The organism is Cellvibrio sp. ATLC23 (genome assembly GCF_057196725.1).
In genome coordinates, this window is sequence record NZ_JBXUOS010000004.1 from 419,436 (window position 1) to 434,733 (window position 15,298).

The following is a 15,298-nucleotide window of genomic DNA, read 5'->3' on the forward strand; positions in this document are numbered from 1 at the left end:
GCTTGGTACCAAAACAAAGAAAAGCACTGGGTTAAATACCCAGTGCCAGACGCGGAATTTACTTTTTGGAGGCGAGCAATTGATCTCGCTCAGCTGTTGGCAGATTATCCACAATCAACTGATAAGAATGATCAATCATGCGCTGGATCTGGTCACTAGGAACAGTGCCATCCAAAATAATGGTATTCCAGTGCTTTTTGTTCATTTGAAAGCCTGGGCGAACAGCCGGATATTGCTCTCGCAACTGCAACGCAAGATCAGGATCGCATTTCAGGCTGATACGCGGCACTCCCCCCTCTGCGGTGAGAGTAGAGAACATCTTATGGCAAACTTTATAAACCGCCATATCTGGGCCAGAGGGAAACATTTCCTTGGCTTGATGTTTAGTTAAAAGGTATTTCTGTGCGGAAAGAAAATCCATGTTTTAGTCCTTTATCGAACAACTCGGGTCGATTAAAAAGCTATAAATAGGGTTAAGGTCGAACACTTACATTCATAATCTTTTGCTACTGCAAGTTCCTACATGCAATACCTCACAAGTATAGGCACCAAAAAAACAAATTGTATTTGTCACCAACATGATCGGCCTGCTCCTTCACCTAGTGCTTATTCTGCATCACCCGCGCGAGAAACGATAGCAAGAATGGCGCAGAATTCATCTAATTTTATTTTGGCGGCTATTTTATGGTCAATGCGACCACTACTCATCCCGCCTGCTTCACAAATCCAATCAAAATTACATACTTTTTTAGGTTCGGAAGATGTGTCGCAATTTCTTACACTCTCAACTGAAGACTAGCATATATGAGCTTAGTGAGTAATTGCATATATATTATTTGTATATCGTTAAAAACACCTAGAACGACGTACGCCTATACTCTCGATACTCTGGATACCAGAAATTCTTTTCGATCTTTTCGTCAATTAATTCAAGCGGAATAGGCAGAGCAACACCATCTGTAATTGCTTGAAGGATGACAGTTCTGGCAATGACTTTACTTACCTCCCGAATGCTCTCCAAGGGGGGCAGTAAAGCCCCGCTCCCGGTTTGAGCAATAGGTGATGACTCGGCCAGTGCCTTACTCGCGGCCATCATCATATTATCGGTCACACGCGCAGCCTTCGCTGTGATAACACCCAAACCAATACCAGGAAATATGTAACTGTTATTACATTGGGCTATTTCAATTGTCTGCCCCCCCATGTCGACTGGCTGAAAGGGGCTGCCAGTAGCAACCATAGCCTTACCAGACGTCCAGCGCAGTATATCTACCGGCTGAGCCTCTACCTGTGATGTAGGGTTGGACAGCGGCAGTATCAAGGGGCGTTCGCAGTGAGCCTGCATCGCCTCAACTACCGCTTTGGTAAATAAACCGGCTTGACCCGAGACACCAATCAGTACTGTGGGGTGAGCATTACTGACCGCATCTAATAAGTTGATGCATCCATCTCCTAGCTTATGAGTTAACACCCAGCTATTTACTACTTCATCGGGCGTGCAAAACGGAAGCTGGAAATCGAACAGCCCCGGCACTTGTCTTTGCAGTAAGCCATCGCGACTAATCAAAAAAACTCTGCTGCGCGCCTCTGCGTCACTAGCACCTTCTGCTTTCATTTGTTTAATGATTTGATCGGCGATGCCACATCCTGCAGAACCAGCGCCAGCAAACACAATTCGTTGGTCTTTGAGTTGCTCACCTTTGGCTTTGCACGCAGCCATTAAGGTTCCGACAGCAACTGCAGCGGTCCCTTGGATATCATCGTTAAAGCAGCAGAGCTGGTCACGATAACGGTTCAAAAGCGGAGTTGCATGATCCTGCGCAAAATCTTCAAATTGAAGCAGTACATTTGGCCAGCGAACTTTAACGGCTTGAATAAATTCATCGACGAATTGGTAATATTCGTCGCCAGTAATACGCGGATGACGCCACCCCATATACATAGGATCATCCAACAGTGCAGGATTATTGGTACCCACGTCTAACATAACCGGCAAGGTATACGCAGGGCTTATACCGCCACAAGCGGTGTAAAGGGCAAGCTTGCCAATTGGAATCCCCATGCCGCCAATACCTTGATCACCCAGCCCCAGGATACGCTCGCCATCGGTAACCACGATCACTTTGACGTTTTGTTTGGTCGCATTTTGCAACATATCTTCGATGCGATCACGATCGGGATAAGAGATAAACAACCCGCGTTTACGCCGGTATATTTTAGAAAACTGCTGGCAAGCCAAACCGACTGTAGGGGTATAAATCAGCGGCATAATCTCTGTCAGATGATCAGTCACCAAACGAAAATACGCGGTCTCGTTAGTATCCTGAATATTGCGCAGATAAATATGTTTATCGATAGGCGACTCAAACGAGCGAAGCTGATGATAAACCCGCGCCTCCTGCTCCTCGATCGTCTCAATGTTGTAGGGAAGCAACCCCTCCAGATTAAACTGTTGCCGTTCACGTTCAGTAAACGCACTCCCCTTATTTAATAACGGCGCTTCCAATAATGCAGGCCCAGCAAAAGGGATATAGATCGGACGTTTTTTCGCCATGACATTCACTAACCAATTCTAGGGGTTTAATGCAACCATAGCGCAATTGCCCTAGAACAACCAGCAGAGGGGAATAACAATTATTAATTTGCGCTGCCGAAGGGTAAAATGCCCGCAATCCGCCTCATTGACCCTCTTTTGAATTACGTGAGATAACCATGAACATTGATAAATTTATCGAAAAAGTTAATTCAACTCCCAACACTGTTCACTTTGCTGACACGATTGCGGTGATTGAAGAAAATTACGATTTCACGCCCACCGCATTTCAAAACGGCTCACTTAAGAATGAAGCGGGACAAAATTCCGGTTCTTGTAAATTATTTTCGTTCGCTCAGTTACACAATCTAACAGAAGCTCAAACATTGGTATGTTTTGGGGATTATTACCGTGTTGATGTACTGCAACATCCCGATGCGCAAGACCATCAAAATATTCGTAACTTTATGCAATCTGGCTGGAGCGGCATTACGTTTAGTGGCAGTGCATTAAGCAAAAAATAACTTTAGGAATCCGCCATGTTATACCTACTCAGACTCATTGTGATCACCATCAGCCTCACAGCTTGCGCTTCATCACTTACATCTACAAAAAATACACCTAAAGCAGAACTGACACACTGCCCTGAAAATCGACCGCACATATGCACAAGAGATTATCGGCCGGTTTGTGCGACAAAGGATACCAATGTCCGCTGCGTAACCACACCTTGTCCCTCAACAGAGCAAAAAACGTATAGTAACGCCTGTAGCGCCTGCGCAGACTCAAAGGTTATCGGCCATATTCCCGATGAGTGCCCTTCTCTATCAACCAAACAGCAATAGTATTATGTGGATACAGAAAGAACTTCATTTAGCTGCTCGCACGCGAGGATTTCATCTAATTACCGACGAAATCCTGCGGCGGTTGCCCGAGTTAAGCAATTACAAAATCGGCCTGTTGAATATTCTCATTAAACACACCTCAGCATCATTAACAATTAATGAAAATGCCGACCCAACCGTGCGCAAAGATTTTGAAAGCTTTTTTAATCGCGCAGTACCGGAAGATGACCACTATTATTTACATAATGATGAAGGTAGTGATGACTTGCCAGCACATTTAAAAGCCAGCATTTTGGGAGCAAGCCTAAATATTCCCATTACCGATGGGCAGTTAAATTTAGGGATTTGGCAAGGCGTCTATTTGTGTGAGCATCGCAATCACGGCGGCAACCGCACGCTAGTAATAACGTTACACGGTGAAGTCTACATGTGATCGACTAAAGAATTATATGGAAAAATAAAGCCCTAGTTCTCACTAGGGCTTTATTAAGGTTTGAGAAATATCAACTAATCAGGGATTTCAAATCAGCGGCGTTCCAGTGAGGGAAATGCTTGCGAATAAGTGCATTTAGCTCGATTTCAAAGTCGCTGTACTGAGTCAGCGTTGTCGCTTTTGACTCCAGCTGCTCGATAACCATACCAGCGCCTACGGTGATGTTAGTGAGGCGATCAATCACAATAAATGCACCGGTCGCACGATTATTATCGTACTCATCGGCAACAACAGGTTGAGTCAATAACACATCAACTACAGCGATATCGTTTAACTGCAACTGATTAACTATTGAATGTTCCTGCGTATTTACGTCGATACGATAATTGATGGCCTCAATCGATCCACTCACCACTTTGCTGGCGAATTTAAACAGGTATTCGGAATTCGCTTGAGCGCCTTTTTCTGCCATCCATACAACATGTGCCTTAAGATGATTGGATTGTGGCACTGAGTCTTTTGCTAATACCAGCATGTCACCACGGCTAACATCAACCTCGCTAGTGAGTGTCAATGTGACTGCTTGGCCAGTAAATGCCTCCTGCAATTCTCCATCGTAAGTCACGATGGATTTTACATAGCTTGTTTTACCAGAAGGCAGTACACGAATTTCATCGCCGACCTTCACTACACCAGATGCAACATTGCCGCAGAAGCCACGGAAGTTGAGATTGGGACGATTGACGTACTGTACGGGAAAACGGAAATCCGAATAATTTTTGTCGCCCGCAATAGGCACAGTTTCAAAAATTTCCATCAAGGTTTGACCCTGATACCAAGGTGATCTCTCTGAGCGATTCACCACGTTGTCGCCATCCAATGCAGAGATAGGCACAAACATGACATTGTTCATACCTAATTTCGCCGCAAAATCAAAATAATCTTGTTTGATTTTGTCAAACACTGCTTGATCAAAATTCAACAAATCCATTTTATTAACAGCAACAACAATATGCTTAATGCCCAGCAATGAAGCGATATAACTGTGGCGACGAGTTTGAGTAACCACACCATAGCGTGCATCAATCAAGATAATCGCAAGATCACAAGTAGATGCGCCCGTCGCCATGTTACGCGTGTACTGCTCATGACCTGGTGTATCCGCAATAATAAATTTACGTTTTGCGGTAGAAAAATAGCGATAGGCAACATCGATCGTAATGCCCTGCTCACGCTCCGCTTGCAAACCGTCTACCAGCAGCGCCAAATCGATTTTTTCGCCGGTAGTGCCGTGTTTAACGCTATCAGAGCGGATTGCATCCAATTGATCTTCATAGATCATTTTTGAGTCATGCAATAAACGGCCGATTAAGGTACTTTTGCCGTCATCTACACTGCCGCAGGTTAAAAAGCGCAGCAATTCTTTTTGTTCATGTTGCGCGAGATAGGCGTTGATATCCTGCGCAATTAATTCGGACTGATGACTCATAAGGGTCTCTTTGCAATCAGTAAGTTGTATTGACTAAAATTTTACAAAAGGGTGTTAGAACGATTAGAAATAGCCTTCTTGCTTTTTCTTCTCCATCGAACCGGAGCTGTCGTGATCAATTACCCTGCCCTGACGCTCCGATGTGGTCGTCAACAGCATTTCCTGAATAATTTCTGGCAAGGTAGTCGCTTCAGACTCAACCGCACCGGTTAATGGATAACAACCGAGTGTGCGGAAACGCACCATTTTTTCTTCAACTTTATCCTCTGGGCCAATCGGCATACGGTCATCATCAACCATGATGAGGGTGCCGTCGCGCTCAACCACTGGGCGCTTGGCAGCAAAGTACAGCGGAACAATGGGGATATTTTCCAAATGGATGTACTGCCAAATATCCAATTCAGTCCAGTTAGACAAAGGGAATACACGAATACTTTCACCCTTATCTACACGGCCATTGTAAATATTCCACAATTCGGGGCGTTGATTTTTTGGGTCCCAGCGATGGTTTTTATCGCGGAAAGAATATACGCGCTCTTTTGCACGGGATTTTTCTTCATCACGACGAGCGCCACCAAAAGCCGCATCAAAACCATATTTATTCAGCGCTTGTTTCAAGCCCTGGGTTTTCATGATGTCGGTGTGTTTGGCGCTACCATGGGTAAATGGCCCTACGCCCATATCAACACCTTCTTGGTTGATATGCACAATCAAATCCCAACCCAAGTCTTTGATTCGCTGGTCGCGAAACTCAATCATTTCACGAAACTTCCACGTAGTGTCTACGTGCAACATGGGAAATGGTGGTTTACCGGGAAAGAATGCTTTCATGGTGAGATGCATCATTACCGCAGAGTCTTTGCCGACAGAATAAAGCATGACCGGTTTATCAAACTCAGCAGCAACTTCGCGGATGATATGAATACTTTCAGCTTCAAGCTGCTTGAGGTGAGTCAAGTTGTAATTTGACATTAAATAGTTACCAGATAAGTACAGCGTTGGCGATTAACACGAGTGATGTAAAAACAGCCGCGATTATATAGAGCCTGAACGCAAGGTTTAATGACTAATTGTTTCTAAGTTTATTCCTGTAAGTTTGGACGCTTACAAATTAATCTTCTTTTTGTGCGGCATGGCGCTTGGCTAACAAAAGCGTAAACTCATCTCGCGCCTCTTTTGCGCGACTAAATACATTGAGTAAATAATCGCTATCTTCGTGCTCAATACTGCTACGCAAGCGCGACAAGTTGTCGATAAACAAATCCATCGATTGCAAAATTGCAGTTTTGTTAGCGCGCATAATGTCATGCCACATTACCGGATCACTGGATGCAATCCGCGTAAAGTCGCGAAAACCGCCAGCGGCATAACGAAAGATATTGGGGTTTTTTATATCTTCAGCGAGTGTATCTACCAATGAATAGGCAATCACATGTGGCAAGTGGCTGGTTGCGCCCAACACTTCATCGTGCTCAACAACCGACATGCTCAATACTTCAGCTCCAACGGTTTGCCACATCCGGGTAACCAAATCGATATGCCAAGCTGCGGTATTATCCAGAGGCGTTAGAATAACGCGATGATTCTCATACAGATTAGGGTTGGCTGCTGTAACACCACTTTTTTCTGAGCCCGCAATAGGGTGCCCAAGTACAAACTGTGATGGCACCTGACCAAAAACAGCTTCGGCTGCACGCTGCACGCTGCCCTTTACACTAGCGCCATCGGTGATGGTGACAGTATCGGCAACGCAGTGTTTGATTTCTTCCAAAACCGCATTGACCGATAAGGTGGGTACCGCAATAAAAATAACGTCACCCTGCCCCAGCTCACCGGCAATCTCTTGTAGCGAGGTATAAGCGCGATCAACCACACCATGATTTACCGCTTCCGCGCAGGTTTCCGCTTTACGTGCAATACCGATTACTTCATTGCAGGCACTGCGCTGCTTTAAGCCGGTAGCCAGGCTCCCGCCAATCAAACCTATACCAACAACAACAAATTTATTGATCAGGGGTTGGGACATAAATAATCACAATACCGCTTTGGGATAGGAACCGAGCAATTTCAAATCGGCGCAACGGCTAGCGACTTCTTTCATCACATCGCTAATTAATGGCTCGTCAACATGGCCGGCAAAATCGATAAAAAATACGTAAGTCCATGCGCCAGTGCGCGAAGGGCGAGTTTCCACACGGGTCAAATCAATATTGTGACGATGAAACGGCTCCAGCAGCTTATGCAGCGCACCAGGTTCATTGCGCATAGCAACAACAATCGAGGTTTTATCAACACCACTTTGCGGAACCGCTTGTTTGCCAATAATTAAAAACCGCGTGGAGTTATCTGGCTGATCTTCAATTTTTTCAGCAATCATTTTCAAACCGTATCGCTCTGCTGCCATGGAGCCAGCGATAGCAGCCGCATTCCACTCACCTTTTAAACGCTTGGCCGCTTCAGCATTACTGCTAACTGCAATGCGCTCGGCTTTGGGATAGTGTGCATCCAGCCATTTGCGACACTGCGCAAGCGATTGCGAGTGAGAGTAAATACGAGTGATATTGTTGACGCTAGTAACATCAGACACCATCAAATTGTGATGAATACGCAATTCAACTTCGCCACAAATTTTCAGGTTAGAACCCATAAAATTATCGAGCGTGTGGTTCACTACACCTTCTGTCGAATTCTCAACTGGAACTACGCCGTAATTAACTGCGCCCGCTTCCACTTCGCGAAATACTTCATCGATCGCAGAAAACGGGAGCACAATGGCCGAGTGACCAAAATGTTTTAACGATGCCTGCTGAGTAAAGGTGCCCTCTGGCCCCAAATAGGCGACCTTAATGGGATTCTCCAGCGCCAAACATGCCGACATAATCTCGCGAAACAAGCGCGCAACTTCTTCATTGCTAAGAGGGCCCTTATTGCGCTCCATGGCTTTACGCAAAACCTGCGCTTCGCGCTCAGGGCGATAAAACAAAATCTTGGCATCTTCCGGCAGATTTGCTTTTTTTACATCGGCCACTTCTTGCGCGCACTCTGCCCGCGCCGAAATCAAACGACCGATTTCTTCATCGATCGCATCGATTTTATTGCGCAGCGCAAGTAATTTTTCTGCTTCAGTTTGATCTGTGCTCATCTACTCACTCGATTACTAATAGGTCGACTACCTATCGGTTAATTACTCCTGGTCGCTCGCATCATCTGCGGCGTCATCGATAATGTCGTCCGCCACATCATCCGCAGCTACACCATCGTCAAGCGCTTCTTCACCTTCTGTTGCTTCAGAGCGCGCCAATTCACGCTTGGCATTTTCATCGACGTTTTCTTCGATGCGCTCCAAGCCCTGCATACGCTCGCCTTCTTTCAATTTAATCAGGCGCACACCTTGAGTATTACGGCTCAATACAGAGACTTCATCAACACGGGTACGAACCATAGTGCCTTGGTCGGAAATCAACATGATTTCTTCGCCATCAAATACTTGTACCGCACCGACCAATTGGCCATTACGCTCGGTAGTTTGCATGCCGATCACACCTTGCGAGCCACGGCCTTTTGCCGGGAATTCACCTACTTTAGTGCGCTTACCATAACCATTTTCACTTACGGTAAGTACTTGGCCGTTTTCCATCGGGATAACCATGCCAACCACACGCTGACCTTCGGCCAAACGAATACCGCGCACGCCGCGTGAAGTACGACCCATTGCACGCACTTGTGATTCACGGAAACGTGCCGCTTTACCGGAGCTGGAGAACAACACCACATCGCAAGAACCATCGGTGATTGCAGTACCTACCAAGGTATCGCCTTCGTCCAATTCAATCGCACGCAAACCAACACTGCGCTGACGCGAAAATTGGGTTAAAGCCGTTTTCTTCACTGTGCCGTTAGCGGTAGTCATGAAAATAAACTTGTCATCATCGTAAGATTTAACCGGCAGAATCGACGTGATGCGCTCGCCTTCATCTAAGGATGGCAACAAATTAATCACCGGACGACCACGGGATTGGCGACCCGCAACTGGAATCATGTACACCTTCAACCAATACACTTTACCGGCATTAGTAAACAGCAACACCGTATCGTGAGTGCTGGCGATCAATAAGTGCTGAACATAGTCTTCATCTTTCACTGCGGTTGCAGACTTGCCCATACCGCCGCGACGCTGTGCTTGATAGTCATCTAGCGGCTGGCTCTTCGCGTAGCCACCGTGGGAAATAGTCACTACGCGATCTTCAACATTGATTAAATCTTCGTTAGTCAGATCCATACTAGAAGCAACAATTTCCGTGCGACGTTTATCGCCGTAGTCGTTGATGACTTGCGTCAACTCTTCGCGGATAACTTCCATCAAACGTAAAGCATTGCCCAGAATCTCAAGGAACTCAGCAATTTGAATTAATTTTTCGTCGTATTCGGCGAGCAGTTTGTCATGCTCCATACCGGTCAAACGGTGCAAGCGCAATTCAAGAATCGCCTGCGCTTGTGCAGCCGACAAATAATAATGGCCATCGCGCATGCCAAATTCAGCACCCAAATCTTCCGGGCGGCAGGCATCTTCACCCGCACGCTCAAGGTAAGGCGCCATTTCTGCTGCATTCCAGCCGCGCACCATCAAACCTTCTTTTGCTTCAGCAGGAGAAGCAGAGTTTTTGATCAGTGCGATAACTTCATCGATATTGGAAATGGCAACCGCCAGACCTTCAAGGATATGGCCACGCTCACGGGCTTTACGCAGCAAATACACGGTGCGACGTGTAACCACTTCGCGACGATGTTTAACAAACGCCTCAAGCAATTGCTTAAGGTTGAGAATTTTGGGCTGACCGTCATCCAACGCAACAATGTTGACGCCGAAAGTGGTTTGCAGCTGGGTTTGCGAAAACAGATTATTCAGCAGTACTTCGCCAGACTCGTTGCGTTTGACTTCAATAACGATACGCATACCGTCTTTATCAGACTCATCGCGCAGTTCGCTAATGCCTTCAATTTTCTTTTCTTTTACCAGCTCAGCGATACGCTCAATCAAACGCGCTTTGTTCAGCTGATAAGGAATTTCGTGAACGATGATCGTTTCGCGGCCGGTTTTTTCATCGCGTTCAATATCAGCTTTAGCGCGCACAATAATACTGCCGCGACCGGTGCGATAAGCCTGCACAATGCCAGCACGACCATTGATGATGGCGCCAGTAGGGAAGTCCGGCCCGGGAATAAACTCCATCAATTCTTCGATGGTGATATCGGGGTTATTGATGAGTTCAAGACAACCCTGCACGACTTCTTTTAAGTTGTGCGGCGGGATATTGGTCGCCATACCTACGGCGATACCTGAAGAACCATTCACCAACAGGTTGGGAATTCGGGTCGGCATGACTGCCGGAATTTGTTCGGTGCCGTCGTAGTTAGGCACAAAATCAACGGTTTCTTTATCCAGATCTGCCAACAAATCATGGGCAATTTTTGCCATACGGATTTCGGTATAACGCATGGCCGCTGCGCGGTCACCATCGACCGAACCAAAGTTACCCTGGCCATCAACCAGCATATAACGCAATGAGAAAGGCTGCGCCATACGAACGATGGTGTCGTATACAGCGGTATCACCATGCGGGTGATATTTACCGATTACGTCACCCACCACACGGGCAGATTTTTTATAGGGCTTATTCCAATCGTTATTCAGTTCGCTCATCGCAAACAGCACGCGACGATGCACAGGCTTCAAACCATCGCGCACATCTGGCAAAGCACGACCTACGATTACACTCATAGCGTAATCAAGGTAGGATTGTTTGAGTTCGTCTTCGATACTGACTGGTGATATTTCTTTGGCGAATTCGACCATGGGAATACAGCTTTCCTTTCTTATTAAAGCTACGGGCTTAATTAAGGCTTTAGTTATGAGCTGCGACTGCACCAATTAGACAGGTAGCGCCTATTATGCGCACCAATCAAAAAGAGACAAAAACCGCTACCCTACTACTTGCCAAACAAAAAACTGGCTAAAAATGCATCTAACGCTTAATTCAGGGGCGCGATGTTAGCATAAATTCTACGGTATAGGCAGTTGGCGCAACGCCATCACACTGAAAACACCAACGATTTAACCCATAAAAGGAAGGCACTAAACCCCATAGGTGCAGCTGCAAATCTGCCCTAGCCCTGCAGAGTCTTTGCAGTATACTGGGCGCCTCTTTTTTGCGACCCAAGCTAGCCCTTACACCTATGTTGACGCCCACGCCCGAGCAACCCTTAATCGACCTGATTGTAAAAGCCCGCTGGATAATTCCCGTGATCCCAGAAAATCGGGTATTGGAAAATTGCGCACTAGCAATCGATAAAGGGCGAATTTTAGCGATAATCCCCAGCAATGAGGCTGAGCGCCGCTTTATTGCCACAGAGATTATCAACCTCGGCAGCCATGCATTGATTCCCGGGTTGGTTAACGCACACGGGCATGCGGCGATGAGTTTGCTGCGCGGCTATGCCGACGATCAACCGCTACACACCTGGCTTAACGATCACATCTGGCCCACCGAAAACCGCTGGGTCGGCGAAGAATTTGTTCGCGACGGCACCCAGCTGGCGATGGCGGAGATGATCAAAACCGGCACCACCTGCTTTGCGGATATGTATTTTTATCCTGAACAGGCCGCACAGGTTTGCCTGGAAGCAAAAATGCGCAGCCAGATTAGTTTTCCGATTTTCGATTTCGCAACTTCATGGGGCATGGGTGCAGACGATTACTTCGCCAAGGGGCTCGCGCTGCATGACAGCTTGCGTGCTACCGATTTAATCAATATTGCCTTTGGTCCTCATGCGCCCTATACAGTGTCGGACACACCACTGCAAAAAATTGCCGTACTCGCGCAAGAAATGGATATGTCGGTGCAAATCCATCTGCACGAAACAGAGCTTGAGGTGGAAGAATCACTTAAGCAATATGGCAAGCGCCCAACCCAGCGCTTGATGGAGTTAGGTTTACTTTCGCCCCTGACCCAATGTGTCCATATGACACAAATTAACGAGACCGATATCGCGCTGTTGCAACAAACCGGCGCGCATGTTGTGCACTGCCCGGAATCCAATTTGAAATTAGCGAGCGGATTCTGCCCCGCTGATAAATTAATCAAAGCGGGAATCAATGTTGCACTCGGCACTGACGGTGCCGCCAGCAATAATGATTTGGATTTATTCAGCGAATTAAAAACCGCCGCATTGCTTGCCAAAGCGGTCGCCGGTGATGCCGCCGCACTTGATGCCCACGCTGCACTGCGTATGGCAACACTCAATGGCGCCAAAGCCTTGGGCATGGAAGAAAAAATCGGCAGCCTTGAAGTGGGTAAATTTGCCGACATGACCGCTATTGATTTAAGCGGGCTCGGAACACAACCTTTATACAATCCTGCATCACAACTGGTGTACACCCATTCCGGTCAAGGGGTAAGCCATGTATGGGTGCAAGGCAAAGCGCTGCTCGTTAATCGCCAATTGCAAACCCTGGATGAGCGCGAAATTTTAGGTAAAGCCAATTGGTGGCGGAAACAAATCGCCACTCACTAAATTTATAAAGCGGAAACATATTATGGCCAATGTCGACACTGCCGAAATTGCAAAATTTGAAGCCCTCGCCAGCCGTTGGTGGGATAAAAATAGCGAATTTAAACCGCTGCACGACATCAACCCATTGCGCGCTAATTTTATTGACGAGCGCTCACCGGTAGCACAGAAAAAAATTATCGATGTCGGTTGCGGTGGCGGCATTCTGGCCGAATCACTCGCGCAGCGCGGCGCAATAGTGACAGGGATCGATATGGGCGAAGCGCCTTTAGCGGTTGCACGCCTGCACGCACTGGAGAGCGGCGTTGAATTGTCCTACGAACAAATCACCGCAGAAGATAAAGCCGCACAACTGCCCGGTGCCTTTGATGTAGTTACTTGCATGGAAATGTTGGAACACGTACCCGATCCTTCATCAGTGGTGCGCGCTTGCGCAGCGTTGGTGAAAGACGGCGGCGATGTATATTTTTCTACTATTAATCGCAGCCCAAAGGCCTATGCCTTTGCGATTCTCGGCGCTGAATATATTTTGAAATTGCTGCCCAAAGGCACACACGATTACAGTAAATTTATTCGCCCATCGGAATTAGCGCAGTGGTTGCGCGCGGCAGGTCTGGAACTGCAAACCATTACCGGCATGACTTACAACCCGCTTACCAAACATTACAAGCTCAACCCCAATGATGTGAGCGTTAATTATCTTTTACATGCAAAAAAGGTCGGCAATTAATGGCTAAACCTATTCGCGCCGTTATGTTTGACTTGGATGGCACCCTACTGGATACCGCGCCCGATTTTGTCGTAGTAGTAAATCAACTACTGAGTGAACAAGCGCGCCCTGCACTCGCAGCAGAAATCATCCGCGCTGGCGTCTCTAACGGCTCAAAAGCATTAATCAAACTCGCATTTTCGCTCGATGAAAGCCACGAACAATTTGAGTCACTTCGCCAACGCTTATTGGAATTGTATTTAGCGCACATCGCAGTTCACACCGTACTTTTTCCTGGAATTGATAAACTGCTGGGCAAATTAGCCGATCACAATATCGCCTGGGGAATTGCCACTAATAAACCGGCTACCTACACATTACCTTTAATGGCCGCATTGAATATTCAACCTGCGCCACTCAGTGTAATTTGCCCAGACCATGTTGCGCGCAGCAAACCCGATCCAGAATCTTTATTTTTGGCGGGAACACAATTGGGGTGCTTGCCCGAGGAAATTATTTACATCGGCGATCACAAGCGCGATATCGATTGCGGTAAAGGTGCCGGCAGTATCACGATTGCCGCCGCTTATGGTTATGTTGATGCCGGTGATGACCCAGCAAATTGGAATGCCGACTACTGCGTAAACCACGCCGATGAAATTTGGCCCATTATCGAACGACACCTGTAAAACCCTGCGATTTTTAAATCGCCACCTTATTGAAGATAGGCTTATGCAAATACCTTCCGATTACACTATTAAACCCGAAGCACTGAGCGGAAAAATTATTCTTGTCACCGGCGCAGGCGCAGGCATAGGTAAAACTGCCGCAACTACGTTTGCCGCCTGCGGTGCTACGGTAATCCTCTGTGGCCGCACCATGGCAAAACTGGAACAGGTTTACGATGAGATTGAAGCAGCGGGCCACCCGCAACCTGCAATTTTTCCCATCAATTTTGAAAGCGCAGTAGAAAAAGATTACGACGATATGTGCAATGCGCTGGAAGATACATTCGGGCGTTTGGATGGCATTCTATTTAATGCCGCTGACTTGGGTGAACGCACTCCGCTCAGCAATTATTCGGTTAGCGCTTGGCTGCGCTGCATGCAAGTGAATGTAAATTCACCATTTATGATGACTCAGGCTTTGCTGCCACTACTGGAGCGCGCCGAACATGGAAGTATCCTATTCACCAGCTCCAGTGTTGCATTCAAAGGCCGCGCCTTTTGGGGTGCTTATGCGGCATCCAAGGCAGCGCAAGAAAATTTTATGCAGACACTGCATGATGAATTGGAAGGTGCAACCCGCATCCGCGCAAATAGCATTAATCCAGGTGCAACTCGCACGGCGATGCGTGCATCAGCTTATCCTGCGGAAGACCCAGAAACCGTAAAAACGCCAGCAGAATTGATGCCTGCTTATGTCTACCTGTTAAGCGATGACTCTGCCGGCATTAGCGGACAATCGTTTCATTACCAGCAGTAAATTGACATCAATAAAAAAGGAGATCGATTGATCTCCTCAGACCGCTGACAAACCCCTAGCCAAACGCTGGGGGTTTTTATTTAATGGCAGCACATTATTTTGCGATGACTGCCATGCTCAAAGAACCCGCTCCGCGCCAACACACACTGGAAATGGTGATCCTTGAAGATCTCGTTCCAGCTGACCATCTGCTGCGCAAAATCGATAAGTACATCAACTTTGAATTTATCCGTGA

Annotated in this window: 13 protein-coding genes; 6 read left to right on the top strand and 7 right to left on the bottom strand. The window is 47.0% G+C overall.

The genetic code is table 11. The features are described from left to right. Positions 1–58 precede the first annotated feature (58 nt). Positions 59–421, bottom strand: coding sequence for an MmcQ/YjbR family DNA-binding protein (locus tag AC2CG4_RS09575; protein ID WP_062065307.1), 363 nt, complete (start codon positions 419–421; stop codon positions 59–61). A 435-nt stretch (positions 422–856) separates the two neighbouring features. After that, a complete protein-coding gene (locus AC2CG4_RS09580; protein ID WP_484486040.1) occupies positions 857–2,554 on the bottom strand; it encodes an NAD-dependent malic enzyme in 1,698 nt (565 codons plus the stop codon). Between the two features lie 158 nt (positions 2,555–2,712). On the opposite strand from AC2CG4_RS09580, the gene AC2CG4_RS09585 reads away from it, so the two are divergent. Together AC2CG4_RS09585 and AC2CG4_RS09590 are read left to right on the top strand one after the other, a co-directional pair. Next, a complete protein-coding gene (locus AC2CG4_RS09585) occupies positions 2,713–3,057 on the top strand; it encodes a HopJ type III effector protein (RefSeq protein ID WP_484486041.1) in 345 nt (114 codons plus the stop codon). A 325-nt stretch (positions 3,058–3,382) separates the two neighbouring features. Beyond that, complete coding sequence (locus AC2CG4_RS09590; protein ID WP_484486042.1) at positions 3,383–3,811, top strand: secondary thiamine-phosphate synthase enzyme YjbQ; 429 nt, start codon at positions 3,383–3,385, stop codon at positions 3,809–3,811. Between the two features lie 70 nt (positions 3,812–3,881). Here the strand turns inward: AC2CG4_RS09590 and cysN are convergent, their stop codons facing one another. The 5 genes from cysN to gyrA form a co-directional block, all read right to left on the bottom strand. After that, the gene (gene cysN / locus AC2CG4_RS09595) at positions 3,882–5,300 is read right to left on the bottom strand and encodes a sulfate adenylyltransferase subunit CysN (protein WP_484486043.1); all 1,419 of its coding nucleotides are present in this window, start codon (positions 5,298–5,300) and stop codon (positions 3,882–3,884) included. Positions 5,301–5,363: 63 nt separating this feature from the next. After that, a complete protein-coding gene (cysD, locus tag AC2CG4_RS09600; RefSeq protein ID WP_062060403.1) occupies positions 5,364–6,272 on the bottom strand; it encodes a sulfate adenylyltransferase subunit CysD in 909 nt (302 codons plus the stop codon). A gap of 139 nt (positions 6,273–6,411) precedes the next feature. Beyond that, positions 6,412–7,326, bottom strand: a complete 915-nt coding sequence (locus AC2CG4_RS09605; protein ID WP_484486044.1) for a prephenate dehydrogenase/arogenate dehydrogenase family protein — start codon at positions 7,324–7,326, stop codon at positions 6,412–6,414. A 6-nt stretch (positions 7,327–7,332) separates the two neighbouring features. Next, positions 7,333–8,442: a prephenate dehydratase gene (pheA, locus tag AC2CG4_RS09610; RefSeq protein ID WP_484486045.1), complete on the bottom strand. Its 1,110-nt coding sequence runs from the start codon at positions 8,440–8,442 to the stop codon at positions 7,333–7,335. A 42-nt stretch (positions 8,443–8,484) separates the two neighbouring features. Beyond that, positions 8,485–11,154, bottom strand: a complete 2,670-nt coding sequence (gene gyrA / locus AC2CG4_RS09615; protein ID WP_484486046.1) for a DNA gyrase subunit A — start codon at positions 11,152–11,154, stop codon at positions 8,485–8,487. 380 nt (positions 11,155–11,534) lie between these two features. Between gyrA and AC2CG4_RS09620 the strand changes: the two genes are divergently transcribed. The 4 genes from AC2CG4_RS09620 to AC2CG4_RS09635 are packed head-to-tail and all read left to right on the top strand — an operon-like array spanning position 11,535 to position 15,063. Then, positions 11,535–12,872 (top strand): TRZ/ATZ family hydrolase, encoded by a 1,338-nt coding sequence (locus AC2CG4_RS09620; RefSeq protein WP_484486047.1) that lies wholly within the window; start codon positions 11,535–11,537, stop codon positions 12,870–12,872. 22 nt (positions 12,873–12,894) lie between these two features. Next, positions 12,895–13,599, top strand: coding sequence for a bifunctional 2-polyprenyl-6-hydroxyphenol methylase/3-demethylubiquinol 3-O-methyltransferase UbiG (ubiG, locus tag AC2CG4_RS09625; protein WP_484486048.1), 705 nt, complete (start codon positions 12,895–12,897; stop codon positions 13,597–13,599). Continuing rightward, positions 13,599–14,267: an HAD-IA family hydrolase gene (locus AC2CG4_RS09630; RefSeq protein WP_484486049.1), complete on the top strand. Its 669-nt coding sequence runs from the start codon at positions 13,599–13,601 to the stop codon at positions 14,265–14,267. The genes ubiG and AC2CG4_RS09630 overlap by 1 nt, the downstream gene beginning before the upstream one ends. Before the next feature lie 43 nt (positions 14,268–14,310). Further along, positions 14,311–15,063: a YciK family oxidoreductase gene (locus AC2CG4_RS09635; protein WP_484486050.1), complete on the top strand. Its 753-nt coding sequence runs from the start codon at positions 14,311–14,313 to the stop codon at positions 15,061–15,063. Positions 15,064–15,298 lie beyond the last annotated feature (235 nt).